The sequence below is a fragment of the Burkholderia sp. BKH01 genome, from assembly GCF_025685725.1.
Taxonomy (GTDB): Bacteria; Pseudomonadota; Gammaproteobacteria; order Burkholderiales; family Burkholderiaceae; genus Burkholderia; species Burkholderia pyrrocinia_C.
Genome location: NZ_JAOTQT010000025.1, coordinates 81,793 through 108,601 on the forward strand (window position 1 = coordinate 81,793; position 26,809 = coordinate 108,601).

The 26,809-nt window shown below is 69.1% G+C and carries 21 protein-coding genes; 4 read left to right on the forward strand and 17 right to left on the reverse strand.

Annotated features, from left to right (window positions below; genetic code table 11):
* Positions 1 to 81: 81 nt before the first annotated feature.
* From OEJ37_RS27960 to OEJ37_RS28035, 16 genes are all read right to left on the reverse strand, one after another.
* Positions 82 to 2,664, reverse strand: coding sequence for an EAL domain-containing protein (locus OEJ37_RS27960; protein ID WP_263347622.1), 2,583 nt, complete (start codon positions 2,662 to 2,664; stop codon positions 82 to 84).
* Between the two features lie 57 nt (positions 2,665 to 2,721).
* Positions 2,722 to 6,414: a response regulator gene (locus OEJ37_RS27965; protein WP_263347625.1), complete on the reverse strand. Its 3,693-nt coding sequence runs from the start codon at positions 6,412 to 6,414 to the stop codon at positions 2,722 to 2,724.
* Between the two features lie 45 nt (positions 6,415 to 6,459).
* Positions 6,460 to 7,575 carry an ABC transporter substrate-binding protein gene (locus tag OEJ37_RS27970; RefSeq protein WP_174418944.1) on the reverse strand — a complete coding sequence of 372 codons (1,116 nt, stop codon included), beginning with the start codon at positions 7,573 to 7,575 and terminating at the stop codon, positions 6,460 to 6,462.
* 683 nt (positions 7,576 to 8,258) lie between these two features.
* Positions 8,259 to 8,696 carry a hypothetical protein gene (locus OEJ37_RS27975; RefSeq protein WP_263347628.1) on the reverse strand — a complete coding sequence of 146 codons (438 nt, stop codon included), beginning with the start codon at positions 8,694 to 8,696 and terminating at the stop codon, positions 8,259 to 8,261.
* A 159-nt stretch (positions 8,697 to 8,855) separates the two neighbouring features.
* Entirely contained in the window at positions 8,856 to 9,779 is a 924-nt protein-coding gene (locus OEJ37_RS27980; RefSeq protein ID WP_263347630.1) for an ABC transporter permease, read from the reverse strand.
* On the reverse strand, positions 9,779 to 10,648 hold the full coding sequence (locus OEJ37_RS27985) for an ABC transporter permease (protein WP_175920484.1): 870 nt from the start codon (positions 10,646 to 10,648) through the stop codon (positions 9,779 to 9,781). Before OEJ37_RS27985 ends, OEJ37_RS27980 begins: the two co-directional genes overlap by 1 nt.
* A 37-nt stretch (positions 10,649 to 10,685) precedes the next feature.
* Positions 10,686 to 11,765, reverse strand: coding sequence for an ABC transporter ATP-binding protein (locus OEJ37_RS27990; protein WP_175920483.1), 1,080 nt, complete (start codon positions 11,763 to 11,765; stop codon positions 10,686 to 10,688).
* Between the two features lie 49 nt (positions 11,766 to 11,814).
* Positions 11,815 to 12,990: an ABC transporter substrate-binding protein gene (locus OEJ37_RS27995; RefSeq protein ID WP_263347634.1), complete on the reverse strand. Its 1,176-nt coding sequence runs from the start codon at positions 12,988 to 12,990 to the stop codon at positions 11,815 to 11,817.
* Positions 12,991 to 13,370: 380 nt separating this feature from the next.
* Positions 13,371 to 13,652 carry a type II toxin-antitoxin system death-on-curing family toxin gene (locus OEJ37_RS28000; RefSeq protein ID WP_263347638.1) on the reverse strand — a complete coding sequence of 94 codons (282 nt, stop codon included), beginning with the start codon at positions 13,650 to 13,652 and terminating at the stop codon, positions 13,371 to 13,373.
* A gap of 105 nt (positions 13,653 to 13,757) precedes the next feature.
* Positions 13,758 to 13,931, reverse strand: coding sequence for a hypothetical protein (locus tag OEJ37_RS28005; RefSeq protein ID WP_175920480.1), 174 nt, complete (start codon positions 13,929 to 13,931; stop codon positions 13,758 to 13,760).
* Positions 13,932 to 14,065: 134 nt separating this feature from the next.
* Complete coding sequence (locus OEJ37_RS28010) at positions 14,066 to 14,659, reverse strand: RBBP9/YdeN family alpha/beta hydrolase (protein WP_263347641.1); 594 nt, start codon at positions 14,657 to 14,659, stop codon at positions 14,066 to 14,068.
* Between the two features lie 17 nt (positions 14,660 to 14,676).
* Complete coding sequence (locus OEJ37_RS28015; RefSeq protein ID WP_263347644.1) at positions 14,677 to 16,005, reverse strand: MFS transporter; 1,329 nt, start codon at positions 16,003 to 16,005, stop codon at positions 14,677 to 14,679.
* 154 nt (positions 16,006 to 16,159) lie between these two features.
* Entirely contained in the window at positions 16,160 to 17,215 is a 1,056-nt protein-coding gene (locus tag OEJ37_RS28020; RefSeq protein WP_263347645.1) for a 3-keto-5-aminohexanoate cleavage protein, read from the reverse strand.
* 117 nt (positions 17,216 to 17,332) lie between these two features.
* Positions 17,333 to 18,181 carry a TauD/TfdA dioxygenase family protein gene (locus OEJ37_RS28025; RefSeq protein WP_263347646.1) on the reverse strand — a complete coding sequence of 283 codons (849 nt, stop codon included), beginning with the start codon at positions 18,179 to 18,181 and terminating at the stop codon, positions 17,333 to 17,335.
* A gap of 10 nt (positions 18,182 to 18,191) precedes the next feature.
* Entirely contained in the window at positions 18,192 to 19,172 is a 981-nt protein-coding gene (locus OEJ37_RS28030; protein ID WP_174418955.1) for a quinone oxidoreductase family protein, read from the reverse strand.
* Between the two features lie 18 nt (positions 19,173 to 19,190).
* Positions 19,191 to 20,108 carry a universal stress protein gene (locus tag OEJ37_RS28035; RefSeq protein ID WP_263347650.1) on the reverse strand — a complete coding sequence of 306 codons (918 nt, stop codon included), beginning with the start codon at positions 20,106 to 20,108 and terminating at the stop codon, positions 19,191 to 19,193.
* 254 nt (positions 20,109 to 20,362) lie between these two features.
* Here OEJ37_RS28035 and OEJ37_RS28040 point away from each other — a divergent pair, with 254 nt between their 5' ends.
* The 3 genes from OEJ37_RS28040 (at position 20,363) to OEJ37_RS28050 (ending at position 25,438) form a co-directional block, all read left to right on the forward strand.
* Entirely contained in the window at positions 20,363 to 23,056 is a 2,694-nt protein-coding gene (locus OEJ37_RS28040) for a LuxR C-terminal-related transcriptional regulator (RefSeq protein ID WP_263347652.1), read from the forward strand.
* A gap of 354 nt (positions 23,057 to 23,410) precedes the next feature.
* Positions 23,411 to 24,535, forward strand: a complete 1,125-nt coding sequence (locus tag OEJ37_RS28045) for a porin (RefSeq protein ID WP_263347654.1) — start codon at positions 23,411 to 23,413, stop codon at positions 24,533 to 24,535.
* A gap of 198 nt (positions 24,536 to 24,733) precedes the next feature.
* Positions 24,734 to 25,438 carry a glutathione S-transferase N-terminal domain-containing protein gene (locus OEJ37_RS28050; protein ID WP_072441031.1) on the forward strand — a complete coding sequence of 235 codons (705 nt, stop codon included), beginning with the start codon at positions 24,734 to 24,736 and terminating at the stop codon, positions 25,436 to 25,438.
* A gap of 135 nt (positions 25,439 to 25,573) precedes the next feature.
* Here the strand turns inward: OEJ37_RS28050 and OEJ37_RS28055 are convergent, their stop codons facing one another.
* Entirely contained in the window at positions 25,574 to 26,083 is a 510-nt protein-coding gene (locus tag OEJ37_RS28055; protein ID WP_263347656.1) for a MarR family winged helix-turn-helix transcriptional regulator, read from the reverse strand.
* Positions 26,084 to 26,212: 129 nt separating this feature from the next.
* Here OEJ37_RS28055 and OEJ37_RS28060 point away from each other — a divergent pair.
* On the forward strand, positions 26,213 to 26,809 hold a 597-nt coding region (locus OEJ37_RS28060), incomplete at its 3' end, for an MFS transporter (RefSeq protein ID WP_411859293.1).

A 26,809-nucleotide genomic window follows, 5' to 3' on the forward strand; every position in this document is an offset into this window, starting at 1 on the left:
CCGGGGATCGACGTGATCGCCCCCCCTTTTCGTCGTCGTATCGCCCACCGATCCGCGCCCGCGCGACCGTCGCAGCGTCCCTCAAGCCGGATCGCGGGGAGCGGCCGCTTCGACCGGCCCGAGGGGGGATGGGCGCATGCCGATGCGGGCGGCGTCGAGGCCTATCCGGTTGTGCAACGTGCTGCGCTCGAAGCGCTTGAACGACTCGGCAATGTGCTGGCGCAACAGCGCGGCATCCCACGGTTTGATCAGCAGCTTCTGGACCGATCCGTTGCCGGACGTGGCCGCGATCGACTGCCCTTCGCCATAGCCGGACAGCAGGATGCGCACGATGTCCGGATAAAGCGCCTTGACGCGCTGCAACAGGTCGATCCCGGACAGGTTCGGCATGCGGAAGTCCGACACGATCACGCCGACGCGATGTTGCGCGAGCAGGTCGAGCGCGTCGCCGGGATCGGTCGTGCCGAGAATCTCGTAGCCGTCGCGGCTCAGCGCCTGCCTGAGCGTCTGCAGGACGGCCGGGTCGTGGTCGACCAGCAGCAGCGTCCGGTGCAGTAGCTCGCGCTGCCGGCAATGCTCGGGAAGCTCCGAGCCGGCGGAGAGCATGTCGGCGATTTCCGTCCCGGTGACCGGATGGCTGAAGTAATAACCCTGCATCGCATGGCAGCGGTGCCGGTTCAGGAACGAAAGCTGCGCTTCCGTCTCCACGCCCTCGGCCACCGTTTCCATGTGCAGCGACTCCGCCATCGCGATGATCGAGCGCGTCAGCGACGCGCCTTCCGCGCTCGTGGTGACGTCGCTGAGGAACGACTTGTCGATCTTGACGACATCGATGGGCAGGTCCTTCAGGTACGACAGGCTGGAATAGCCGGTGCCGAAGTCGTCCAGCGACAGCACGACGCCGAGCGCCTTCAGTTCGCGCAGCGTGTGCGCGATCGCGTTGCGGTCCTGCATCAGCACGCTTTCGGTCAACTCGAGTTCGAGCCAGGCTGGCTCCAGGCCGGTATCCCGCAGCGCCCTGCGCACCACGTCGGCCATGTTCTGCTGCCGGAACTGGCGTGCCGACAGGTTGACGGCGATCCGTAGCGGCGGATGCCCGTCCTGGCGCCACGCGACGGCCTGCGCGCAGGCCGTGCGCAGCACCCATTCGCCGATCGGCAGAATCAGCCCGGTTTCCTCTGCGATCGGGATGAAGCGGTCAGGCGAAATCACGCCGATGCCGGGGCGGCGCCAGCGAATCAGCGCCTCGACGCCGCTGATCTGGCCGGTCTTGAGATCGACCTTCGGCTGGTAGTACAGCTCCAGTTCGCCGTTCGCGACGGCCTCGTGCAGCGCGTTTTCGAATTCGGCCTGTTCTTCCACGCGTGCACCCAGCTCGCGCGTGTAGAAGCTGTAGCCATTTCGCCCGCGCTCCTTCGCGCAATACAGCGCGGCGTCGGCCGTCTTCAGCAGCGTTTCCGCGTCGGCGCCATCGGTCGGACAGACGCTGACGCCAATGCTCGTCGTCACGTGCAGGTCGTGTCCGTCGAGCACGAACGGCGCGCCGAAGGTGTTCAGGACCTTGCGGGCGACCGCGTCCGCATCCGTCGCGGTCGACAGGTTGACCAGCATCACCACGAACTCGTCGCCGCCGAGCCGCGCGACCGTGTCGCCGTCCCGCACGGAAGCCTTGAGCCGAGCCGAGACGGCCCGCAGCAGGCCGTCGCCGACCGAATGGCCGAAGGTGTCGTTGATGTGCTTGAAGCGGTCCAGGTCGAGCACCATCACCGCGACCAGGTGTCCGGTGCGCCGTGCCTGCGACATCGCCTGCTCCATGCGGTCGCTCAGCAGGTTGCGATTGGGCAGGCCGGTCAGCGCATCGTGGTTGGCGAGGTATTCGATGCGCCCCTGCTGCATCTTGCGCTCGGTGATGTCCTGCACGATGCCGCGCAGGATGATCGCGTGGCTCAGGTCGCGCCCCGCCTCCGCCTGGTGCAGCACGTGGCGCTCGGTGCCGTCCGGGTGAATCAGCCGATGCTCGAGCGAAAACGGGGCGCCCTCGGTGCGCAGGCTCGTGAACGACTGGATCAAAAGCGGCTGCTCGTCGACCGGAACGGCTTGCAGCAGCCGATCGAAGGTCGGCGACGTGCGCTCGGGGTCGAGGCCGAGGATCCGGTACAGCTCCGGCGACCAGCTGCCGTCCGGCCGGCCGGCCTGATACTCCCAGTTGCCCAGATGCGCGAGCGCCTGCGCATGCGTCAGGCTGATCTCGGTGGTCGTGAGCTTTTCGAGCGTCGCCGCGGCGCGCAGCAGGTAGCGGATCCGGTAGCCGAGCAGCTTCCAGCGCATCGGCTTGGAGACGAAATCGGTCGCGCCGGCGTCGAAGGCGCTGGCGATCGACGCATCGTCGTCGTTGCCCGTGAGCATCACGATCGGCACGCGGCGACCTTCCGGCAGCGCACGCAGCCGGCGACAGCACGCGAAGCCGTCGCCGCCGGGCATCTCGACGTCGAGCAGCACCACGGCAGGACGATGACGCAGGAACGCGTCGATGCCCTCCTGCGGCCCGGTCGCTTCCTCGACGCGAAAACCCTCCGGCTCGAGGGTCTCCACGACCAGCAGGCGCGTCATCGCATCGTCATCAACGATCAGAATCACCGGCGCATCGGCATTTTCCTGGCTCACGACCGTTCTCCTGTTTCCGACCCGCCGCGACCGCCACCGCGATCGTGCTGCGGCCGCTCAACCCTCCACCATGCGTTCCGCTGTCAACGCGGCCCGCGCGTGCCCGAATTCGGCGTCCGTGCCGGCGACGAGGCCGGCTGCCGCGGCGACGTCGGCGGCGCGCGCCAGTTGCTCGATCGCCTTGCAGCGGGCCGACAGCATGTGCGCGCCGACGTTCGCACTGCTCGATTTCAGCGTATGGGCGGCCAGCCTCAGCGCATCGGCATCGCCCGCTTCGACGGCCGCGTGCATGTCGCGGATCAGCCGCGGCGCATCCAGCGTGAACTGATCGATGATGCGGGTCAGGATATCGGGGCGGCCCGGCCGCTGGAGCGCGCGCAATGCGTCGAGCGCCTTGCGGTCGATCACGTTCGCGTCGCCGTCCGGATCGGCGATGGCTGCCGCGGCCGCTTCGGTGCCCGCTTCGCCGCCCGCTTTGGTTCCCGCGTCGCCGCTCGTGACGGCCGGCCCGGACGCCGCGCCGCGGGCATGGCGCGCGAGCACCTGCAGCAGCGCATCGCGACGGAACGGTTTTCCCAGGTAGTCGTCCATGCCGGCGGCCAGGCAGCGCTCGCGGTCGCCGCTGAGCGCATTGGCCGTCAGTGCGATGACCGGCAGACGCGGCGCGCCGGCTTCCGCTTCGTGCCGGCGCAGCAGCCGCGTCGCCTCGAAGCCGTCCAGCAGCGGCATCTGGCAATCCATCAGGACCACGTCGAACACGTCGTCCGCCAGCATCTTCAGCGCCTGCCGGCCGTCTTCGGCCACGGCCACCCGATAGCCGGTGTCCTCCAGCATCGCCAGCGCGATCTGCTGATTGACCGCGTTGTCCTCGACCAGCAGCACGCGCGCCGATCCGGTGTCGGGCGGCGCCGCCGCGTCCGGCCCGACTTCGTCGGACACCGGCGCGGCCAACGGCAGCGGCGGCGGCCTCACGTGCATCGCCGACGCGATGGCCGCATAGAGCTCCGCGCCATGGAGCGGCTTCGTCAGCCGGGCGTCGATGTCGAGCTCGCGCGCGACCTGGATGCTGTCCATCATCTCGAACGCGGTCAGCGTGACGATCCTGAGCGCACGCAGCGACGGATCGTGGCGGATGTGCTGCACGAGCGAGATGCCGTCCATGCCCGGCATCCGCACGTCGACGATGGCCAGATCGAACGGCGCCCCGTCGGCGACGGCCGCCCGCAACTGCGACAGCGCATCGTCGCCGCCGATGGCCGTCGCGACGCACAGCTGCCATTCGATCGCATGTTCGACGAGCACGCTGCGATCGGTCTCGCTGTCGTCCACGATCAGCACCCTCAATCCCGCCAGCGACGACCGTGCGCCCGCCGCGACGTCGACCACGCCGGACACCGGTTCGAGCCGCGCGGTCACGGTGAACACCGAGCCCTTGCCGGGCGTCGATTCGAGCGTGAGCGTGCCGCCCATCATCTCGGCCAGCTGGCGGGAAATCACGAGCCCCAGCCCGGTTCCGCCGTATTTGCGCGCGGTCGAACTGTCGGCCTGCTGGAACGGCCGGAACAACTGCGCGGCCACGTCCGGCGCGATGCCGATGCCGCTGTCGGCGATCGCGAACACGACGCGGCCGTCGCCCGCATACGACACGGCCAGCTCGACCCGCCCGCGCTCGGTGAACTTGATCGCATTGCCGATCAGGTTCGTCAGGATCTGGCGCAGCCGGACCGGGTCGCCGCGCATCCATTGCGGCACGGTATCCGCCTTGCGGAACACCAGCGCAAGTTCCTTGCGCTGCGCATTGGGCTCCAGCAGCGCGACGACGTCGTCGAGCAACTGATGCAGGTTGAAATCGATGCGCTCCAGCGTCAGCTTGCCGGCCTCGATCTTCGAAAAATCGAGTATGTCGTCGATGATGATCAGCAGCGTCTGGCCGGATCGATACACGGTGTCGACGAACTTGCGTTGCTTCGACGTCAGGCGCGTGCGTTGCAGTAGCTCGGTCATGCCCAGCACGCCGTTCATCGGCGTGCGGATCTCGTGGCTCATTCTCGCGAGAAATTCCGATTTCGCCGAATTCGCGGTTTCGGCCGCGGCGATTGCCGCCTGCAAGTCGATGTCGCGGCGTTCGATTTCGTCGAGCATCGTATTGAAGCCGGCGATCAGGGTCGCGACCTCGTCACGGCCCTTGTGGGACATGCGCAGCGACAGGTCGCTGCCGCTGCGGATGCGAGCCATGGTGCGCGTCAGATTCGCCAGTGGGCGGGAGATCGACGTGCCGAGGCGATGACTGATCACGAGGCTGCCGATCGCGAGCAAATACGACACGACGACGATCATCGCGATGGCGCTCGTCACCGCGCGATTGACCTGCGACACGATGCCCCGCTGCTGCAGATCGACGCGCACGGCCTCCTGTTCCGTATAGGCCGCGAGGCGATTCGCGGTCGTGTCCACATCCGCGACGATGCGCTGCATGCTCGCGTCGTTGGACAACATGTTCGACCTCACCGCGAGGATGCGGCGCGCGGATCCGGCCAGCTCCGCGACCAGCGGAATCACATCCTGCGCGCGGCTCGACTCGCGCTGCCCGCCGGCGACGAGCGCATCGCGCAGCGTGCTCGCGGCGGCGGCGAGCTTGCCGATATTCTCGCGGGCGTCGCTGTCGGCGCGCTTGAGGTGTTCCGTGCTTTTGCTTTGCGCGACCACGCGGAGGTCGGCCGCCAATTCCTTGATGCCGCCGTTGACGACGGTCGACAGGTACCTGATCCGGGCCGCTTGCCGCTGGAACGCGATCGTTTCGTCGAGACGCTGTCGCGCCTTGACGATCCGCAACGCGAACGGGTCGGCGATTTCCGCCAGCTTCGTGTCCAGCGCGTCGAGGGACTGCAGAACCTTGTCCTCCCTGGCGTGGTAGCGCGTCGCGACGGACGGCTCCACGAACATCCTGCCGCGCAGCGCGACCAGGCTGTCGTCGCCGTCGAGGATGTCGGCCGCCACGCGCCCGAGCGTATTCGCGACGTCCTGCGCCGTGGCGGCTTCGAGGTTCGGCGCCGCGATCGCCAGCGCATTGCGCGCACCGTCGATGGCCGCATGCATGCGCTCCCGCAGCGGGGCGAGCCGGTACCGGTTCGGCACGCCGTCGACGTGATCGGCAACGCTGACGATGTCCTTGACGTTCATGCGGACCTGGTCGAGCGCATGAATCGTCCGGTTGTACGCGGTGTTGGCCGCCAGCGCATCGCTCACCGCCGCGTTGGCCTGGCTGTCCAGCCGTTCGGTTTCGGCGCGGATCGTGCTCAGGAATGCGTCGCCCCGTGCCTGGACGCGCTCGATCAGACGGCTTTCGTCACCCAGCCGCGCATCGTCCCGCAGACGCTGGCCGACGCCTTCGCTCATCGAGCGCAGCATCGTGCGCAGGTCGGTGGACGGCGCGTCGATGCCGTGCCCGTCGATCGCGCGCACGGCGGCCGTGACGGCGGCAATCCGCCGCAATTGCGTTTCGATCTCCGACGTCGCCTGCTGCTGCTCGGACGCGTCTTGCGCCTGCTCGAGCCGGCTGAAATCCACCGCGAGCTCCGCGTACGCGCGCTGGAGTTCGTTGCTGCGCACCTGCAACGGCAGCGATTCCGTCGTCAGCGTGCTCACACCGGAGGCAATGCCGTGCACCGCGATCAGGCTGGTCGCGGAAATCGCCAGCGCACCCAGCAGCATCAGGCTGGTGCCGGTGACAAGCTTGGCCTTGATGTCCATGCAGCCTCCGGGATCGGGACGGCCCGCGCGCGGCCATCCGGCTGGTTATCTGGCCGACGCGTCCAGGGGCGCGATGCGGCCGTGCGCGATTTCGGAGAGGAACACCGCATTCAGCGCCTGGTGATTGTCCGCGCCCAGATCGACGACCAGGCCGCCCAGGTCGAGATGCCTGATCGATTCGAGCGCTTGCTTCAGCGCCGCCCGGGTCGGCGACGGGCCGGCGCGCTCGAGGCCGATCAGCATGATCTTCGCGTCGATGCAGCCTTCGATGTGCACCACGCCCACGTGCTCTCCCGGAAAGCGCCGCTCGATCAGCCGCGCGCAATCGCGGATCACGTCCCGGTCGTTGTGGGGAAGCGGCACGACCTGCGAGATCAGCGTGCCGTTCCCTTCGTCGCCGATCAGGCGCAGCAGGTCGTCGGTGCCGACGAACGATACCGATGCGAGCCGGGCCTTCAGGCCTTCGCGACGTGCCGCGCGAATGAACGCGGCAATCGGCGTATAGGGACCGGCCATGACGACGACATCCGGCTGGCTGTCCAGCAGCGACGCGAGGCCCGTGTCGACCGCCGTGGTCCCGCGGCGGAACGTGCCGGTCGCGACGACCTCCAGGCCATGGCGCTGCAGCGCCAGCCGCGTGCCCGCCAGCACCGCGAGCCCGAAGCCGTCGTCCTGATAGAACACCGCGAACCGTTTCGCGCCGTCGTGCGCGATGAAATGGTCGACCAGCGCGCGGGTCTCGTCTTCATAGCTGGCGCGGATGTTGAAGACCTCCGGCACAACCGGCTTGCGCAGCGCCATCGCGCCGGTGAACGGGCCGACGAGCGGAATGCCGGCCTCCCGGATGATCGGCAGCACCGCGGTGGTCGTCGGCGTGCCGACATAGCCGAACAGCGCGAACACATTGCCCCGTTCGATCATCTCCAGCGTGCTGTCGACGGTCCTGTCGGGCTCGTAGCGATCGTCGGCGACCACGAGGTCGATCTTCCTGCCATGCACGCCGCCGCGCGCGTTCATGTCGTCGAACACGGCCTGCGCGCCCGTCAGCAGCCCGCGCCCGAGGCCCGCCGAATTGCCCGATTGCGCGTTGACCATGCCGAGGCGGATCGCGCCGTCGGTCACGCCGGGCTCCGCCGCGACGCAGGCACCGGCGCCGATCATGGGAGCGACGCAGGCCATCAGCGTCAGGGTCCGGCGCAGCGTCGCGCGTCGCGCGGGCCGGCGAACCGCGCGTGCCCGTTCCTGTTCAGGCCCGACGGCAGGCGCCATCCATCCCGGGCCGCGCGGGCTCGGCGATCGAGCGATCGGCGCAAACGGCCGGCGGCCGACACGGGCAAGCGCGCGCAATACATGCGGAAACCGGGTACCCGACCACATTCTTGCGGCAGACACGCCATTGCCCATGCTGGGTTCCCCTTCCGCCCCCGGTTCCTTGATCCGGTCATGCCCGCCGCATGCCGGATGACCGACGCGGCACGATGCAATTAGTCATATATATAGATTGCATCAAATGCGACTGCAAGCCGGAGGGCGAATAAACGCGGTTTATCGACGGCATTGCGCTTCACGCGCGGGAACGTTATCGCGCGAAGGCTGCATTTTGTTTTGCTTTCAGAATTTCGATTCGATTTTTAATTCGCTGTTTTCTTGCCGAAATTCGCTCATTCGAATCGCGATGAATGCGCGCGTGGTGGCACGATCCGGTCCCGATTCGAAAACGGAACCGGCCGCCGATCTGCAACGCGGCGGGAAGCTCGCCTGCACGGCCCGAATGCCGTGATCTCTCGATGGAAAACTGGAGTCCGCGGCGCGCCGGAACAGAGGCGAACGACGCCGCGGCTGCGTCACTTCGGCGCCGACGCCGCGCTGGCCGCGTCGCCATGCCATGCCTTGCCGATCTGGTCGATCAGCGACTTCGCGGTGCCCGTCGCGAGCGCCGCGTCGACGCCCGACGTCTGCCACGAGCCGTCGGCGGCCTTCACGAAGGTCAGGTTCGCGCGCGACGGCGAGTAATCGGCATTGCGCCACGTGACGACGACGTCGCACGAGTACGTGCGATCGCCGAGCTTCTTGCAGTCGCCGTCCGGCTTCGCCGACACGACATCGGCCGACACGGGCAGCGGCTGGCCGAACAGCGCGCTCAGGCCGCCGTGGTTTTCCGCTTCGAGCGCGCGGCGCACCGCGGCGTCGACGTCCCTCGATCCGGGGCCGTCGTGGAGCAGGTTGCAGGCGGCCAGCAGCGTCGAGGCACAGCCGAGAGTCAGCAGCGTTTGAAACTTCATGGAGATCCGTTGTCGGGTGAGCGTCGGGTGGCGCGCGGCGACGTACGGGAACACGCTCGCCGGGCCGGTATGCCGCGTAGTCTGCAACGTCCGCGTGTCGTTCGCGGTATCCATTTGTAACCAATTGCACCGACGCGCGGCGGCACGGCGCGACCGTGCCTACTGCCGCTCCTGCTTCACGCGGCTGACGAGCTGCGTCGGGCTCACGAACTGCAGCGCGATCACGACCCACACGAGCGTGATGGCCATGTAGATCATCGCCATCGCGTCGATCGACTGCGGTGCGCGCACGCCGGTCGAGAACACCGCGTAATACAGCGCGACGACGAGCGTCTGCGTGCTCGGGCCCGCGGTGAAGAACGTCAGCTCGAACATCCCGATCGTGCGCACCAGCACGAGCAGCGCCGCCGCGAGCATGCCGGGTACGAGCAGCGGCAGCAGCACGTAGCGGAAATAGCGCCACGTGTTCGCGCCGAAGATGCGTGCGGCGGCTTCGAGATTCGGGTCGATCTGCTCGATGAACGGCGTCATCACGAGGATCACGAACGGCAGCGCCGGAACGAGGTTCGCGAGGATCACGCCCGGCAGCGTGCCCGCGAGCCCGACCTTGTACATCACGGTCGCCATCGGGATCCCGTACGTGACGGGCGGCACCATCAGCGGCAGCAGGAACACCAGCAGCGCGAAGCGCTTGCCGCGAAACTGCACGCGCGCGAGCGCATAGGCGGCCGGCACGCCGAGCGCGATCGACAGCAGCACGACCGCGCCGACGACCTCGACGGTCACCCACAGCACGCTCGCGAGCTGGAAGTCCTCCCACGCCTTCGCATACCAGTGCAGCGTGAAGCCCTGCGGCAGCGGCGTGCCGAACCAGCGTGTCGCGATCGAGTTCACCGCGACGGTCGCGATCAGCAGCATCACGTTCAGCAGGAAAAACGCCATCAGCCCCCAGACGAGCGCCTTCCAGGCACGGCCGGCGAGGTTGCTTCTCATCTTCTGCGGTGTCCTCGCATTGACGGGCCGTGCGTCGGGCGAGCCCGGCTTCGGCGGCCAGGCCGGCGCGGCATGATTGTCGGTCGCCATCAGCCCTTGCCCCCCGTCACCGGCCCCGTGTAGAAGAAACGGCGCGCGCCGAGCATCGAGGCGACCACCAGCAACTGCACGAAGCCCATCACGATCGCGATCGCCGACGCGAGCGAATAGTCGTAGCTCTCGAACGCGGCCTCGGCCGCCGCGATCGAGATCACGCGCGTCGGCCCGGCCGGTGCGCCGAGCAGCACGGCCGACGGGAACACCGAGAACGCCTGCACGAACGACAGGCACGCGGCCATTGTGAGCCCCGGCACGAGCAGCGGCAGGTAGATCTGCCGGAACTGCTGCCACGGGTTCGCGCCGAGCGTCGCCGCCGCGCGCGCGAGCGTCGGGTCGATGCCGCTGATGTACGACAGCATCAGCAGGAATGCGAACGGAAAGCCCGACACGATCAGCGACAGCAACACGCCCCAGTAGTTGTGCGTGAGGCGCACTTCATCGGTGTACAGGTGCAGCCCCTGCAGCGCCTGCGGAAACCAGCCGTTCGGCCCGAAGTACGTGAGCATCCCGTCGGCGACGAGCACCGTGCCGAGCGTGACGGGAATCACGAGCAGCGTCGTGACGAACTTCTGGTACGGCGAACTGCGGCGCAGCGCGAACGCGACGGGCACCGAGACGCCGACGTTGATCAGCGTGGCCGGCACCGCGAGCTTCAGCGTGACGAGCACGGTCGGCCACATCGCGGTATCGGTGAAGAACTGCACGTAGTTCGCGAGCGCGCCGCCGCCGTTCATCGGCTGGAACGACAGCACGAGGCCGTACGCGAACGGATAGATGAACAGCGCGACGATGAACCCGAGCGCGGGCGTGACGAGCCAGGCCTTCGCGTCGCGCGGCGTGCCGGCCGCGAGCGTGCTCATGCGGCCTCCCGGCGCGATGGCGCCGCGGTCGGGCCGCTCATGCCGGCGCTCCCGCATAGACGAGCGTGCGCGACGGCGCGACGCGCAGCCGCAGCCGTTCGCCTTCCGCGAATTCGCCGGCGACGCGGGCCCAGATCGAACCGAACGGCGCGATCGCGCGGATCAGCGAATCGCGGCCGCCGTACTCGACCGTTTCGACCGTCGCGTCGAACGCGTTGTTGCCGGCGTCGTCCGCGCGCTCGATGTCGTCGGGGCGCAGCGCGACCACGACGTCCTTCGCGTCGAAGCCGGCCATCGGCACGCCCGCGAGACGCACGCCGCCGGCCGCGACGTTCACATAATCGCCGGCCATCCCTTCGAGCGTGAACGGCAGCACGTTGCGATAGCCCATGAAGCGCGCGACATGCAGGTTGTGCGGGCGCGTGTAGACGTCCTTCGGCGACGCGACCTGCTGCACGACGCCCTCCTTCATCACGACGATGCGGTCGGCCATCGACAGCGCCTCGTCCTGGTCGTGCGTCACGTAGATCGTCGCGCGTTCGAGTTGCGTGTGGATGCGGCGGATCTCCGCGCGCATCTCGATGCGCAGCTTCGTGTCGAGGTTCGACAGCGGCTCGTCCATCAGCACGAGCGGCGGCTCGATGACGATCGCGCGCGCGATCGCGACGCGCTGCTGCTGCCCGCCCGACAGCTGCCCGGGCAGCTTGCCCTCGTGGCCGACGAGCTGCACGAGTTCGAGCGCCTGCTGCGCGCGCCGCCGCGTTTCCTGCTTCGGCATGCCGCGCATCTTGAGGCCGAAGCCGACGTTGTCGAGCACCGACATGTGCGGAAACAGCGCGTAGTTCTGGAACACCATGCCGAAGCCTCGGCGTTCGGGCGGCAGCACGTCGATGCGCGTATCGTCGAGCCAGATGCCGCCGCTCGTGAGCGGCTGCAGCCCCGCGATGCAGTTCAGCGCGGTCGACTTGCCGCAGCCCGACGGGCCGAGCAGCGCGATGAACTCGCCGCGCCGGATCTCGAGGTCGAGCCCGTTCAGCGCGGCGACCTGCGCGCCTTCCGCATTGGTGAAGCTGCGGCACACGCCGTCGAGCCGCAAGCGTTCGAAACTGTGCTTCATTGCGCGAACTCCATGCACGCGGGCGCCGCGGCGCCCGCCGGTTCAAGCGTCACTTCGACTTCTGCGAACCGATCTCGCGATCCCACTTCTGGAACGCGGCGACCATCGCCTGCGCGCTGAGCGGCTGTACGTGCGGGCGATCCGCGAGCAGCTTCGCGTATTCGGGGCGGCCGAACTTGCGGATCACCTCCTGGCTGTGAGCGGGCGCCATCTCGAGCGTCACGCCCTTCACCGCCGGGCCCGGATAGAAATAGCCGTCGTCGTAGGTCATCGCCTGCTGCGCCGGTTCGAGCAGGAAGTTCATCAGCTTGAACAGCACGTCGAGCTTTTCCTTCGGCACGCCCTTCGGGATCACCATGTAGTGCGCGTCGTTGACCCACGTCATGTTGTCGAACGCCTGGACCCGGAACTCGGTCGGCACGATGCCGAGCGCGCGCGGGTTGAGGTCCCAGCCGGTGACGGTCACGGTCATGTCGCGGGTGCCCTCGCCGAGCTCCTTCATCACGGCCGACGTGCCGCCCGGGTAGTACGGGACGCAGTCGTTCAGCGCCTTCAGGAACGCCCAGGTCTTGTCCCAGCCGTTGATCGGGTCCTGCGGATTCTTGTCGCCGAGCACGTACGGCAGCCCCATCAGGAACGTGCGGCCGGGGCCCGAATTCGCCGGGCGTGCGTAGATCAGCTTGTTCGGATGCGCCTTGCACCACGCGAGCAGCTGGTCGGGCGTCTTCGGCGGGTTGCTCACCTTCGCCGGGTTGTATTCGAGCAGCGGGCCGGCCGGCATGTAGGTGACGGCGAGGCCGAAACCTTGCGCGAGATCCTGCATCTTGCGCGGGCCCGGCGCGTACCTGTCGAGCACGCCGGGGAACGCGGCCGCGTCGTCGGGCAGGAGTTTCTGCCACAGGTTCTGTTCGATGCCGGCGGCCAGCGCGTCGGTGCCCGTCAGCACGAGGTCGATGTCCGAGCGCCCTGCCGCCTGCATCGCCTTGATCTTGCCCGGCAACTGCGGCGCCGGCGCATTCGTGAACGTGACGTTCGATACGAGGTTCGGGTTCTTCTCCTTGAACGCCTCGATGGCCTTCTGCGTGAGCTGCAGGTTGCCCGCGACGTCGACGATGTTCAGCGACACGGGCGCGGCAACGGCCGTCGCGGCCCCCGCCGCCGTCAGCGTGATGCCCAGCGCGACGGCAATCCGGCGGGCACGGCGCGCGATCGTGGTTGTGTTCATGTCTCCTCGCTTCGGTCGGTGGATGGGACCTTTCTTTTCAGGAAATCATGACGGCGTTATACGATGTCGGTCAACAAAAAACCACGGCGCGCGGGGCGGGACTTTCCCTGACAAAAACCCTTCTGCGATGACGTGATTCGACAGGCCGAACGGATGCCGGGTGCGCTGCGACGGGTTGGATCAAGCGTGTTAAGACATCGTATGTCGACGCGAGAGAGGAATCAGTCTGGTACGTCGGGAACGCCCGGCCGGCGTGTGTCGCGGGAAGGATGAAAGGTCGACCGGATACCCTGAAGACCTATCGAGCCCGTGCGTCTATCGGGTTATCGGCGCGTGGTCATCAGAACGATGCCGCAGAGCATGGCTGCGCGAGGGAGGGGTCAACGGGACAGGGACAATTCCCAGACCGCGCTGAAATACTCGGCCAGTTCCTCGCTCGTTACGCCGCCGTCGGCGACATCGACCATGAGGTCTTCGAGATCGGCAAGGCGAGGAATCGAGATGCCTTGCCGCTCCATATACGTCAACGCGCAAGTGAGGCCGGTACGCTTGTTTGCATCATTGAACACATGGCCGCGCGCGATTGCGACGGCATAAGTCGCGGCAATATCGAACACGTCATCAAGCCCCGCGTAATGAACATGATTTTCGACGCGATGCAAGGCGGCCTCGACGCCGCCTCGGCCGGCATGAGCGAAACCGCTGGGCCGCCGAGATCCCGGATGATCTCATCATGAATGGTGATGACGTAATCGAGATCCAGCAAATCAGCGATCCTTCAGCGCGATCAGCACCTCGCGGTGTTCGGTAATGACTTTTCGTGCTGCACGCAGCACGTCGCCTTTCTCGGTTTCGGTCGAAACCTTGACCTCCGTCGTGGGGCGAATGATCGTGCGAGGTTTCAGCTCGACTCCGTACAGCGTTTTCCTTTTGGGAGCCATGACAGATTTCCGATAAAAAAATAATAGTAATCAGCCACTTATCCCGCATTGGCATGCGGCGGCCACACTTCGGCCTATCATAGCGCCCAACGAACCGCCTCAGAACGTCCGCGCAGGAAAACGATGCAGGCGTGTCAATCGATCAAATCGGTGCGGCTTTCGCCGAGCGCAACCACCTCGCCGATCAGCCGCTCCGCGTCATGCCACTCCCCATAGCCGGATGCCGGGTTCAGGTGCCCGACCTCGCCAAGATCGACGAGCTTGCCGCCCCACCCGGCCGCCAGCGCCTCGACGCGTTCGAAGCGCGCGAGCGGATCGTTGCGGCTCGCGGCGACGATGCTCGGGAACGGCAGCCGCGCGGTCGGCACGGGCGTCCAGCCGTGCGCATCGATCGCATCGGGCGCCGGATAGCCGGCCGGCATCGGCGTATCGAGATCGGCCGGCGTCGCGAGCAGCGCGCCGTGGATCGCGCGCGTGGCCTGAAGCGCCCAGTGCACGGCGATCATCACGCCCGCGCTGTGCGCGACGAGGATCACGGGGCCGTCGATTGCGGCCAGCGCGGCATCGAGCGCCGCGACGCGCGCGGCGCGGCTCAGTTTGTCGGCTTCCAGCGGCGCGACGGAGCGTGCGTTCGGCAGGCGTCGTTCGAGGTGCGTCTGCCAGTGGTCTTCGACGTGATCGCGCAAGCCGGGCACGATCAGGATGGTGGGCGTGGTCGCCAGGGTCATGCAGCCTCCGGGAGGGTTCAGGAAAGGTGTGTCGCGCGCCGTTCGCGTTCGACGCGCACGAGATCGGCCGCGTAGCTCGCGCGTCCGATCGCGAACAGCACGGCGGCCGCGAGCGGCACGACGGGAATCCATTGCAGTGCGCCGACGAGTCCGGCGCGATCGGCCATCCACCCCGTCAGCAGCGGGCCCGGCGCCATGCCGAGCAGGTTGTTGGCGAGCGTGAGCGTCGCGAACGCCGATGCGTGGATCGCGGCCGGCGTCAGGTTCGCGACCATCGCGCCCGATGCGCCGGACGCGCCCGCGCCGACCAGCATGCCCGCGCAGATCAGCGCGAGCTGCAGCGGCCCGGGCGGCAGCCGGAACGCGACCGCGAGGCAGACGCCCGTCAGCAGGCAATACGCGATCGCGGTCAGCCATTTGCGCGAACCGTCGGCGTGGCCGACGCGGTCGGTGACGATGCCGCAGCCGACCATCCCGACGCCCGCGAGCAGCACGAAGCCGGCCGCGAGCACGGCGGCACGGTCGGGCGCCATCGCGTAGTAGCGGTTCAGGTAGCTCGGCAGCCACGCGAACAGCGCGCCCGGCACGAACAGGTGCAGCCCGCTGCCGAGATACGCGCAGATCACCGAACGCGACGCGAACAGCCCGGACATCAGCGCGCGTGCGCTGCCGCGCATGTCGCGCGGCGCGTCGGCATCGCGCCGGCACGGCTCGACACGGTACGCGGCGAGCCGCCGTTCGGTCACCGCGCAGCGATACGCGACGAGCAGCACGATGCCGAGCGCGGCCATCACGCCGAACGACCAGCGCCAGCCGAGGTGTGCGCCGACCAGCCCGCCGAGCGCCATCCCGAACACGGAGCCGAAGGCGCCGCCGGCCATGAACGCACCGGTCAGCGTCGCGCGCAGGCGGGCTGGAAAGATGCTGAGGATCAGCGCGACGCCGACGCTGCCGTACGCGGCTTCGCCGAGCCCGACGAGGCCGCGCGCGACCAGCATTTCGGCGTAGTTGGTCGACAGCGCGCAGCCGAGCGTCGCGACGCTCCACAACGCGGCCATCAGCACGATGCTGCGCACGCGCCCGAAGCGGTCGGCGAGCACCGACAGCGGAAACGTCAGCAGGCCGACCAACAGCGCGACGACGCCGGATAGCGAACCGAGCTGCGTGTCCGACAGGTTCCACGCGTGCTTGAGCAGCGGAAACACGGCGTTGAGCACCTGCCGCGACATGTAGTCCGACAGCAGCAGGCCGACGGTCAGCCCGAACACGAGCCATGCATATGCAGGCGCGCGCCGCTCGGCGGCCGTCAGGTCCTGCAGCGACGGCTCGACATGATGAATCAACATGCGTGTCTCCTCCGGCACCGGCGCGATAACGCGCCGGCGCGGCTTGCGCGGCCCCGCTCCGTTCGGCGGAGCTTGCCTCGCGAAGCGCGAGGGTGGGTGCCGCACCACATCGATCGGCGGGCGGCGCTCTCGGGCCGCCCGGATGCGCGGCGTGTCAGGCCGCGCGCAGCGGCACGCTCACCTGGCCGGGCCGGCGGTTCGGCGCCATCCCGAGCTGCGCAAGCGTTTCGTCGATACCGTCGTACTGCACGCCGATCCGGTAGATCGCCTTCGCTTCCTTGCCGGTCGCGATATCGCGGCCGAGTTCGCGCGCGATGCGCGCACACTGCTCGACCTGTTGCACCGACGTCATCCGGTTGCCCTTCTGGTCGATGATCGTGTCCTCGATCCCGCAGCGCGGATGCAGGCCCAGCGCCATCGCGACCGTGTTGATCGGCAGCACGTTCTTCATCAGCGATTCGAGCGTGATGCACGCGCCGTCCGGGCAACGCCGCACGAATTCCATGAAGTTGTACGGATTCGGGCCGTCGAAGCCGCCGCCGATGCCGACCCACGTGACGTTCAGCGGGCCGCGATAGACGCCGCGGCGGATGATCCGTTCGAGCGTTTCGAGCGCGTGCATGCCGGTGAGCTGGAAATGCGGCTGGATGCCGGCCGCCTGCAGGCGGCGCAGGTGTTCGTCGACCCAGCCGGGGCCGGCCGGCACGGTCATCTCGCGGTACGCGTCCCAGTACGCGGTTTCGTTCAGCGACGTGCCGGCGATGTCCTGGCGGTTCATCAGCTCGGTGATGTTCATCTGCACGGTGTTGATCGCGACCGTCACCTGGTCGGGCTTCGGCGTCAGCTCGGCGAGCATGTGGCGCGTGTCGTCGGACAGCCATTTCGCTTCCGCGCCGTCGCCTTCCGGTGCGAACGAGATCGAGCCGCCGACCTGCAGGATCATGTCGGGCACGGCTTCGCGCAGCCGGCCGAGCAGCTCGTTGAACTTCGACAGCCGCTTGCTGCCCTTGCCGTCGAGCTCGCGCACATGCAGGTGCAGCACCGTCGCGCCCGCGTTGTAGCAGTCGACGGCCTTCTGCACGTGCTCGTCCATCGTCACCGGAATGTCTTCCGGAAAATCGGCGGGCATCCATTCGGGGCCGTACGGCGCGACCGTGATGACTACCTTGTCCTGGTTTTCCGGGTGCAGCGAATCGTCGAGAAATTGCATGTCGTCCTCCAGTGGAAATCGTTGTATTCGGGTGTACGGGCGTGCGTATCCCGCCGCGCCGGGCGGCAGGCCCGGCGCGTTGTGTGGGGTTGCGAATCGGTTACGGCGCGGGCGCGCTCAGAACGGCACGTCGCCGACGATGCCCGCGCGCTCCATCTTGCGCACGCACGGCGGGTAGTCCATCACCGCGTAATGCTGGGTGCTGCGGTTGTCCCAGATCGCGACGCTGTTTTTCTTCCAGCGCCAGCGCACCTGGTATTCGGGGATAGTGGCCTGGCTGATCAGGTATTGCAGCAACTGGCCGGCGCCGGGGTTCGCGTCCTGGCCGAAGCGCACGCGCTGCGGCGTATGGAAGTTCGTGAAGTGCGTCGCGAACGCATTCACGTACAGTACCTTCTCGCCGGTTTCGGGATGCGTGCGCACGACCGGATGCTCGGCGTCCGGATACTGCGCCTTCAGCGCGAGGCGCTTGTCGATCGGCATCGCCGCGCCGAAGCTCGCCTCGATGCTGTGGCGCGCGCGCAGCCCGTCGATCTGCTGCTTCACGTGTTCCGGCAGGTTTTCGTACGCGAGCACCATGTTCGCCCACATCGTGTCGCCGCCAACCGGCGGACCTTCGATGCAGCGCAGCACGCAGCCGAACGGCGGCGCCACGCGCCAGCTCGCATCGCTGTGCCACGCATTCTCGTAGCGGTCGTTCGGCTGGTCGGGCGACTTGTAGATCCGCACGAGCCCCGGATGCTCGGGGTCGCTGCCGGCGACCGGATGATCCTCGAGCTCGCCGAAGCGCCGCGCGAACGCGACATGCTCGGCGCGCGTGATGTCCTGGTCGCGCAGGAACAGCACGCGATGCCGGAGCAGTTGCGCGCGGATCTCGGCGAACAGGCCGTCGTCGTGCACGGCGTCGGCGAGGCTCACATCCAGCAGTTCCGCGCCGATCGCGCAGGTCAGGGGTTCGACTCGCATACGCGCCTCCTCAGACGATGAACACCGACGAACCGGTCGTCTTGCGCGATTCGAGATCGCGGTGCGCCTGCGCGGCGTCCTGCAGCGCATAACGCTGGTTGATCTCGATCCGGATGCGGCCGGCCGCGACATGCGCGAACAGTTCGCCGGCCAGGTCGTTCTTCTCCGCCGGATCGGCGATGTAGTCGGCCAGCGCCGGGCGCGTCAGGTACAGCGAGCCCTTCATCGCGAGGCGCTGCGGATCGAACGGCGGGATCGGGCCCGACGCGGTGCCGACGCACACCATCAGCCCGCGCCGCTTCAGCGAATCGAGCGAGCCTTCGAAGGTGTCCCGGCCGACGCTGTCGAACACGACGTCGACGCCCGCGCCGTCCGTCAGTTCGCGCACGCGTTTCGCGACATCCTCGCGGCTGTAGTCGATCGTATGGTCGCAGCCGTGCGCGCGGGCGATGCCGGCCTTGTGTTCGCTGGACACGGTGCCGATCACCTTGAGCCCGAGCAGCTTCGCCCATTGCGACACGATCAGCCCGACACCGCCGGCGGCCGCGTGCAGCAGCAGCGTGTCGCCCGGTGCGAACGCATGGATGCGGCGCAGCAGGTAGGCGGAGGTCAGCCCGCGCATCGTCATCGCCGCGGCGGTGTCGCACGCGATGCCGTCCGGCAGCCGGATCAGCGGCGCGGCCGGGATCAGCCGTTCGGTGCTGTACGCGCCGAGCGTGTTGATGAAGCCGGTGTAGGTCACGCGATCGCCTGCGGCGACGTTCGTCACGCCGGGGCCGACGGCCTCGACCACGCCGGCCGCCTCGACGCCGATGCCGGACGGCAGCGGCACCGGATACAGGCCGCTGCGGAAATAGGTATCGGCGAAGTTCAGGCCGACCGCCTCGTGCCGCAGGCGCACCTGGCCGGGGCCCGGGTCGCCGACGGCGACTTCTTCCCAGCGCAGCACGTCGGGGCCGCCGGTTTCGTGGAATCGCACTGCATGTGCCATCTTGTTCTCCGTATGGTGTCAGTCTGATGCGCGTCGCGCATCGTCGGGTTCGTTCGCGCCCGGCGGCGTCGCGGCTGCGCCGCCCGCCGGGGGCTCGTCCAGTTCGGCCCAGTCGGCGTCGCCCAGGTAGCGCCGCGCGGCCGGGAATATCACGCCTTCCATCCGCCCCATCTGCTCGAACGCGCCGTGTGCATAGCGCGCGAGCGCCGTGTCGAATTCGGCCGACGGCAGCCCGTCCCCGGCGATTCGCGCCAGTGCGTCGAGCGCTTGCGCGTCGCGCTGCCGCTGGCGGTCGAGTTCGTCCAGTTCGGCCGCGACGCACTCCGCACGGGCGCGCAATGCCGCGAACAGCCGCGCTTCGGTGGCCGTACCGAACCGCGCGTGCTGCAGCGCGGCGAGCGAGGCCAGCGCACCGCGCGCATCGACCGCTTGCCGCCGCGGCCCGTTCGCGAGTTCGCCGCACGCCATCAGCGTTTGCAGCAGCACGCCGACCGCGCGATGCGCATCGAGGCAGCGGGCCATCACGCGAGCCTCGGCCGGTGAACGCTGCGACGTACATACGAGCACCGGCACGCCGCTCGTCGCGAACAGATGCTGGCGCCGCGCGCAGGTTGCCGCATCGGCATCGTGCGGCAGCGCCGCGACACAGATCAGGTCGCAGCCGAGCTCGCCGGCGAGCGTGCCGGGCGATGTGTCGCCGGCCGCCGGGTGGCCGGCCCCCGCGATCGCATAGGACAAACCCTGCGCCCGTGCGGCGGCTTCCACTTTCGCACCGTGTTCCGGCAGCCGCGCTCCGGATAAACGCGAGTCCGGCGCGGTGCCGGGCAGCACGAACGTGACCCGCGCGCCGACCGCACGGGCCAGTTCGAGCGCATGGCCGATCGCGTCGATGCCGCCGGGTGCGCCGTCGACCGTCACGAGCAGATGGCGGTACATCGCGCCGCTCCGCTTATCCGGCGGTCGGCGCGCTGCGCCGCGCGCCGGTCGATACGATCTTCATGGGTACCCTCCTCGTGGCGTTCGTCATTCGTCATGCATTGGAACCCATGCTATCGGCGCGGCGCCGGTGCGGCCCCACTCGTCGCGGGGGGGGGGGATTGACGCGCGAACGCGGTTCGAACGATCCTTCCCCCCACGCCCACCCCGGACGCTGGCCCGCACGGCACCGCCGGACTCCGACTGCTGCCCCGATGGCCCACCCACCCGATCGCGCCGACGCGCCCCCCACCGAACTGGTCCTGAAGACGACCGCGCCGCGCGTGCCGGCGCAGTTGCTCGCCCGTGCGCGGTTGAGCCTCGCCGCGCCGGCTTTCGACGGCCGCCCGGTCACGCTCGTGCAGGCGCCGGCCGGCTACGGCAAGACGTCACTGCTCGCGCAATGGCGCCGCGAATACCTCGCGCTCGGCCGCGCGGTCGTGTGGCTGTCGGCCGACGAACGCGACGACGCGCCGCGGCTGCTGCAGGGGCTCGTGCAGGCGGTGCGCACCGGCTGCGCGCGGCCCGGCTTCGGACGCCTGATCCCGGGTGGCGCGGCACGCGCGCTGGACGGCCTGACCGCATGGCTGGCCGAGGTCGCGCAACTGTCGATCGACGCGCTGCTGATCGTCGACGACGCGGAGCGGCTGCCGGCCGCCGGCCTCGACGCGCTGACCTACGTGCTGCACAACGCGCCGCAAAACCTGCACGTGGTCGTCGCGGCGCGGCGCGGGCTCGATCACGCGGCCGGCGACCTGCTCGCCGGCGGCCAATGCACGCTCGCGGGCGCCGACTGGCTGCGCTTCACGCTCGACGAGACGATCGCGCTGGTCGGCGCGCGCTTTGCGCAGCGCGTCGACGCCGACGCATGCGCGCGGCTGTTCGAGCGCGTCGACGGCTGGCCGCTCGGGCTGCAGCTCGCGATGGCCGCGATGGCGCGCTCGGCCGATCCGCGCCAGGCCGTCGACGCGCTCGCCGCACGTGTGGACGGCACGCGCGACCGGCTCGTCGAGCTGCTGCTCGCGAACCTGTCGGCCGACGACACCGCGTTCCTGACACGCACGAGCGTCGCCGATCGGCTGCATCCGTCGCTGTGCGCCGCGCTGCTCGACGACGTGGGCGCGCCCGACCGGCTCGCGCGGCTCGCGCGCGACACGCCGCTGTTCATTGCGTCGGACGATTCGGACTGGTGCCGGCTGCATCCGCTGGTGCGCGACACGCTGCGCGACCGCCTGGCCGCGGGCCCGGACGCCGAGCGCAGCGTGCTGCATGCACGCGCGGCCGCGTGGCTCGACGCGCACGGGATGACCGAGGAAGCCGCGCGCCACGCGTATGCGGCCGGCCAGGTCGAAGCCGCGTACGCGCTCGCGCAGCGCTGCCTCGAGGATGCGATCAAGCAGGGTCGCATCAACGACGTGCTCGACTGGCTCGCGCTGCTGCCCGACGCGGAGCTCGACAAGCGCCCGACGCTGCGGATCGCGGTCGCCTGGGCGCTGGCGCTCGGCGAGCGCCATGTCGAGGCGCAGCGGCAGATCGCGGGCATCCTCGCGGACCCCGGCACGCCCGCGGCGATGCGCTACGAGTGCGCGCTGATCCTCAGCGCGGCCGCGTACTACGCCGACGAAATCGATCGCTTCGTCGACCTGTTCGAACCGTGGGCCGACTTCACGCCGCCGGCGGCGACGTGGCTCGCGCAGATGCACGCGAACCGGCTGTCGGCGCGCGCGATCATCGTCGGCGAACCGGCGCAGGCGCGCCGCTTCCAGCAGGCCGCACCGCGCGGCGAGACGGCGGCCGGGTTCGGCTACGTCGCGCGCTGGGGCGAGCTGATCACGGGCCTGAGCTACCTGCGCGAAGGCCAGATCCGGCTCGCGGACGACGCGCTGTCGCCGGCGCTCGCGCGCGCGGAAGCCGATCTCGGCCGCCGCCATCCGCTGACCTGCATGCTCGCGGCGATGTGCGCGGCGATCGCCTACGAGGCCGACCGCGTCGACCAGGCCGCCGCGCTGCTCGCGAACCGGCTCGACGTGCTCGAACACGCGGGCACGCCCGACACCGTGCTGCTCGGCTATCGCACCGCCGCGCGCATCGCGCTGCTGCGCGGCGTCGAGCATCGCGCGATCGACCTGCTCGAGGCGCTCGACGCGATGGGCGTCGCGCGCCGGCTGCCGCGCCTGTCGGTCGCGAGTCTCGCCGAGCAAGTGCGGATTCACGCCGCGCGCTATCGCGAGGCGACCTGCCACGCGCTCGTCGAGCGCATCGACGCGATCGCCGCGGCCGAGTTTCCGTCGCACGGCCCGCTGTGGCGGCGCCCCGTCGTGCTGCTGCAGGCGACCGCGCATGCGGGCGCGGCGCTCGCCGCGCGCCGCTGGGACGACGCGAGCGCCGCGCTCGACGAAGCCGCCGTGCTGGCCCGCGAAATGAGCATGGGGCGCGAGCGCATCGAGATCATGGCGCTCAGCGCGTTCGCGCTCGAGCAGTCGGGTGGCGGCGGCCGCGCGCTGCTCGACGAGGCGATGAACCTCGCGGACATGTTCGGGCTCACGCGCACGCTCGCCGACGCGCATCCGGCCGTTGCCGACTGGGCGCGCCGCGTCGGCGACGAGGCGGCCGCCGGCGACGGCCCCGCGCGGCACGCGCTGCCGCAGCCGCGCATCGTGCCGCCCGCGCCGCGCGGCGCGGGCAGCCCGCGGGCGGTGCCGAGCGTCGTGCTGACGCCGAAGGAGCGCGCGATTCTCGAACTGCTCGCGCGCAACCTGTCGAACAAGGAGATCGCGGTCGCGCTCGCCGTCGGCGAGGAAACCGTGAAGTGGCACCTGAAGAACCTGTTCGGCAAGCTCGACGCCAGTTCGCGCAAGCATGCGGTGCGCCGCGCGCTCGTGCTCGGGCTGCTTGAAAGCACGCCTTGACGCTGGCCTGAAACCGCCTGTTCCGCCCGCATTGCGGCGTCGTTCGTCGCTGCGATAGCTGCGGCTATTGCGCCACCTCTCTCGTTGCACGCGCCCGAAGGAAGTCCCCTTGGGGGACGGGCTGAAACGCACGTTCGCAAGCCCGTCATCAGCTTGCACAGGCCCTGACCCCATTCCAATTCTCCGCAACCCTGCCCCCCGTGCATGGGGGGGAGCGGCCGCCCGCCGTTGCGTAGTCTTTCCGCACGGCTCGCGCCGGCGTCGCATGTGTCGCCCTCCCGCCTGCCCCGATGCTTCCCCGCTTCACCCGGCCGGGCTCGATCCCGTCCGGTCCAATACGACCCTGGAGACTTCATGAAGACGAAACTGGCCGCGCTCGCGGCGCTTGCCGGCTGTTCGGCGCTCGCTCACGCGCAATCCTCCGTCACGCTCTACGGCGTGGTCGACACGGGCCTGCTGTACCAGAGCACGTCGGCCGCGTCGTTCAGCCCGACCGCGCCGAATACCGGCAAGGTGTTCCGCATGAAGGACGGCGGCATCTATTCGAGCTTCTGGGGCATCAAGGGCAGCGAGGACATCGGCGGCGGCTACAAGATCAACTTCAAGCTGCAGGGTTCGTTCGACAGCGGCACCGGCAAGCTGCAACTGAGCGACACGCCGGGCGCCGTCGCGATCTTCAACCAGGTCGCGTCGCTCGGCGTGTCGGGCCCGTTCGGCACGTTCACGGCCGGCCGCCAGATCGTGCCGATGATCTACGCGATGGCCGACACCGACGTGCGCAACGCGCAGTTCTTCGGCAGCGTGCTGACCGCGTGGCTCGGCCTGAACACCGCGGCCGGCTGGCCGGGGACCAGCACCAACGGCTCGATCGGCGCGCTGTACGACAGCAATGCGCTCGTCTACCAGTCGCCGACGTTCGCGGGCGCGTCGATCGCGCTCGAATACGCGCCGGGCGGCGTCGCCGGGCAGTTCCAGGGCGGCACGCGCGAGTCCGTCGTGCTCAAGTACTCGAACTACGGGTTGAACGCGTCGGCGCTCTACTACAACGGCCACGACTCGAACCCCGCGCCGGGCGTCGCGCCGACCGGCGTCGACAACAATCGCTTCATGTACGTCGGCGCGAAATACACGATCCGCGATTTCTCGGTGTCGGCGTCGTACGGCAACGGCAGGAATCCCGCGCATGCCGACCGCGTGAACCTCGACATGCTGTCGGCAGGCGTCGGCTACCGCTTCACGCCCGCGCTGCAGGTCACCTCCGCCGTGTACTACCTGAAGGACCGCAACCGTTCCGAGAATCGCTCGACGGCGGTCGTGCTCGCGGCCGACTACAGCCTGTCGAAACGGTCGATGGTGTATGCGCAGGTCGGCCGCGTGAACAACCGCGGCACGATGGGCCAGATGCTCGTGTACGGGCAGCCGGTCGCGCCGGGTGTCGGCACGACGGCCGCGATGATCGGGCTGCGGCACAACTTCTGACGATGCGATGACCTGACGCGGCACGGGCGTGGCGGCGCCCGGGTGCGAATCCCGGCCGCCGCCTGCATCGATTCCGGGGATCGGCTACAGTGGGCGTTTTTCGGCGCGCCCCGGCGCCGTCGCCGCGCCGCGGACCGTGCGCGAGCGCGGTGGCACGGCGGAGCGCGGATCACCCACCTCGTCGACGAGCGAACTTCCATGCCCGACCTGTCCGCCTTCCCGATCACGCAAAAATGGCCGGCCCAGCATCCCGACCGTCTCCAGCTGTACTCGCTGCCGACGCCGAACGGCGTCAAGGTGTCGATCATGCTCGAGGAAACCGGCCTGCCGTACGAGCCGCATCTCGTGCGCTTCGACACGAACGACCAGTTGTCGCCCGCGTTCCTGTCGCTGAACCCGAACAACAAGATCCCGGCGATCATCGATCCGAACGGCCCCGACGGCAAGCCGCTGCCGCTGTTCGAATCGGGCGCGATCCTGATCTATCTCGCGGACAAGACCGGCCAGTTGATCCCGAAGGATCTCGCCGGCCGCTACGAGACGATCCAGTGGGTGATGTTCCAGATGGGCGGCATCGGCCCGATGTTCGGCCAGGTCGGCTTCTTCCACAAGTTCGCCGGCCGCGACTACGAGGACAAGCGCCCGCGCGACCGCTACGTCGACGAGTCGAAGCGCCTGCTCGCGGTTCTCGACGCGCATCTCGCGAACCGCAAGTGGATGATGGGCGACACGTACACGATCGCCGACATCGCGATCTTCCCGTGGGTGCGCAACCTCGTCGGATTCTACGAAGCGGGCGATCTGGTCGGCTTCAGCGAATTCCGGCACGTCGCGCGGGCGCTCGACGCGTTCGTCGCGCGGCCGGCCGTCGCGCGCGGGCTCAATATCCCGGCACGCAGCTGACCGGCGGCGCGGGCACGCCGTGTGCGGCCCGCGATCCGCGTAGCCCGCCGCATCGCGCGGCGGGTGGCGCTTGCTTCCTCCCGGCGCGTTCGCGCCCACCGTTCGCCGGCGCTACTTTCCGGCCGGCCCCTCCGGTCATTCCGGTCGTTCAGGCGCTCCGCCGGCCAGCCCCGCCAGCAACTTTCCGAGCAATTGCGACAACTGCGCCTGTTCCGCGTCCGACAGCGCGGCCAGCAGCGCGCGCTGGTTGTCGATATGCGCGACGACCGCTTCGTCGATCAGCGCGCGGCCGGCTTCGGTCAGCGCGACGAGCGTGCCGCGCCCGTCGGCCGGGTTCGGCCGGCGCTCGACCCAGCCGGCCTTCTGCAGCCGGTCGATGCGCGCGGTCATCCCGCCCGACGACATCATCAGCGCGTCGTACAGCGCGGTCGGCGTCAGCGCGAACGGCGCGCCGCCGCGCCGCAACGTCGCGAGCACGTCGAACTCGCCCGGCTGCATCCCGTAGCGCGCAAACAGCGGATTGAGACGGTCGCGCGCGATCACCAGCGCGGCTTCCTGCAATCGCCCCATCACGACCATCGACGACGCGTCGAGATCCGGACGCTCGGAGCGCCATTGCGCGAGCGCATGCGCGGCTCGATCCATTAACCCTCCTCGGCTCACCAGTTATCTTGACGTCGAGATAAATCGGCGTTTATCTTGATGTCGAGATACTTTACATGAAAACGCACGGCACCCGGACGGATGCCGTGCACCGATATCGAGGGCCTGTCGATGAATCGTTTCACTTCCCCCGGATGGCGGCTCGCCGCCATCCTGCTGGTCGGGCTGAACCTGCGGCCCGCGCTCGCCGCGGTCGGCCCGCTGCTCGACATGATCCAGCGCGCGACCGGCATCGGCGACGGCGCGGCCAGCCTGCTGACCACGATCCCGATCCTGCTGATGGGGCTCGGCGCGCTGAGTGCGCGGCGCCTGCAGCGCGTGACGGGCATCGCGGGCGGCGTATGGCTCGGCGTCGCGCTGATCGGGCTGGCCTGCGTGTCGCGCATCGGCGCGCAGCACGCGTGGCTGCTGCTCGCGAGCGCCTGCTGCGCGGGCGTCGGGATCGCGATGGTGCAGGCGCTGCTGCCCGGTTTCGTGAAGGCGCATTTCGCGACGCGCGTCGGCGGCGCGATGGGCGTCTATTCGACGTCGATCATGGGCGGCGCGGTGCTCGCGAGCGTCGTCGCGCCGTTCGCCGCGGCGCGCTGGGGCTGGCTCGCCGCGCTCGCGGGCTGGGCGCTGCCGGCCGCGGTGGCCGCGCTCGCCTGGCCGCTGGCCGGTCGCGGCGGCGATGCGCTCGCCGCCCCGCCGGCCGCGGCATCCACCGCG

Coding starts and splice junctions, on each gene's coding strand:
- OEJ37_RS27965 (WP_263347625.1), bottom strand. CDS start 6,414: ATGGACATCAAGGCCAAGCTTGTCACCGGCACCAGCCTGATGCTGCTG.
- OEJ37_RS27970 (WP_174418944.1), bottom strand. CDS start 7,575: ATGATCGGCGCCGGTGCCTGCGTCGCGGCGGAGCCCGGCGTGACCGAC.
- OEJ37_RS27975 (WP_263347628.1), bottom strand. CDS start 8,696: ATGAAGTTTCAAACGCTGCTGACTCTCGGCTGTGCCTCGACGCTGCTG.
- OEJ37_RS27980 (WP_263347630.1), bottom strand. CDS start 9,779: ATGGCGACCGACAATCATGCCGCGCCGGCCTGGCCGCCGAAGCCGGGC.
- OEJ37_RS27985 (WP_175920484.1), bottom strand. CDS start 10,648: ATGAGCACGCTCGCGGCCGGCACGCCGCGCGACGCGAAGGCCTGGCTC.
- OEJ37_RS27990 (WP_175920483.1), bottom strand. CDS start 11,765: ATGAAGCACAGTTTCGAACGCTTGCGGCTCGACGGCGTGTGCCGCAGC.
- OEJ37_RS27995 (WP_263347634.1), bottom strand. CDS start 12,990: ATGAACACAACCACGATCGCGCGCCGTGCCCGCCGGATTGCCGTCGCG.
- OEJ37_RS28005 (WP_175920480.1), bottom strand. CDS start 13,931: ATGGCTCCCAAAAGGAAAACGCTGTACGGAGTCGAGCTGAAACCTCGC.
- OEJ37_RS28010 (WP_263347641.1), bottom strand. CDS start 14,659: ATGACCCTGGCGACCACGCCCACCATCCTGATCGTGCCCGGCTTGCGC.
- OEJ37_RS28015 (WP_263347644.1), bottom strand. CDS start 16,005: ATGTTGATTCATCATGTCGAGCCGTCGCTGCAGGACCTGACGGCCGCC.
- OEJ37_RS28020 (WP_263347645.1), bottom strand. CDS start 17,215: ATGCAATTTCTCGACGATTCGCTGCACCCGGAAAACCAGGACAAGGTA.
- OEJ37_RS28025 (WP_263347646.1), bottom strand. CDS start 18,181: ATGCGAGTCGAACCCCTGACCTGCGCGATCGGCGCGGAACTGCTGGAT.
- OEJ37_RS28030 (WP_174418955.1), bottom strand. CDS start 19,172: ATGGCACATGCAGTGCGATTCCACGAAACCGGCGGCCCCGACGTGCTG.
- OEJ37_RS28035 (WP_263347650.1), bottom strand. CDS start 20,108: ATGTACCGCCATCTGCTCGTGACGGTCGACGGCGCACCCGGCGGCATC.
- OEJ37_RS28040 (WP_263347652.1), top strand. CDS start 20,363: ATGGCCCACCCACCCGATCGCGCCGACGCGCCCCCCACCGAACTGGTC.
- OEJ37_RS28045 (WP_263347654.1), top strand. CDS start 23,411: ATGAAGACGAAACTGGCCGCGCTCGCGGCGCTTGCCGGCTGTTCGGCG.
- OEJ37_RS28050 (WP_072441031.1), top strand. CDS start 24,734: ATGCCCGACCTGTCCGCCTTCCCGATCACGCAAAAATGGCCGGCCCAG.
- OEJ37_RS28055 (WP_263347656.1), bottom strand. CDS start 26,083: ATGGATCGAGCCGCGCATGCGCTCGCGCAATGGCGCTCCGAGCGTCCG.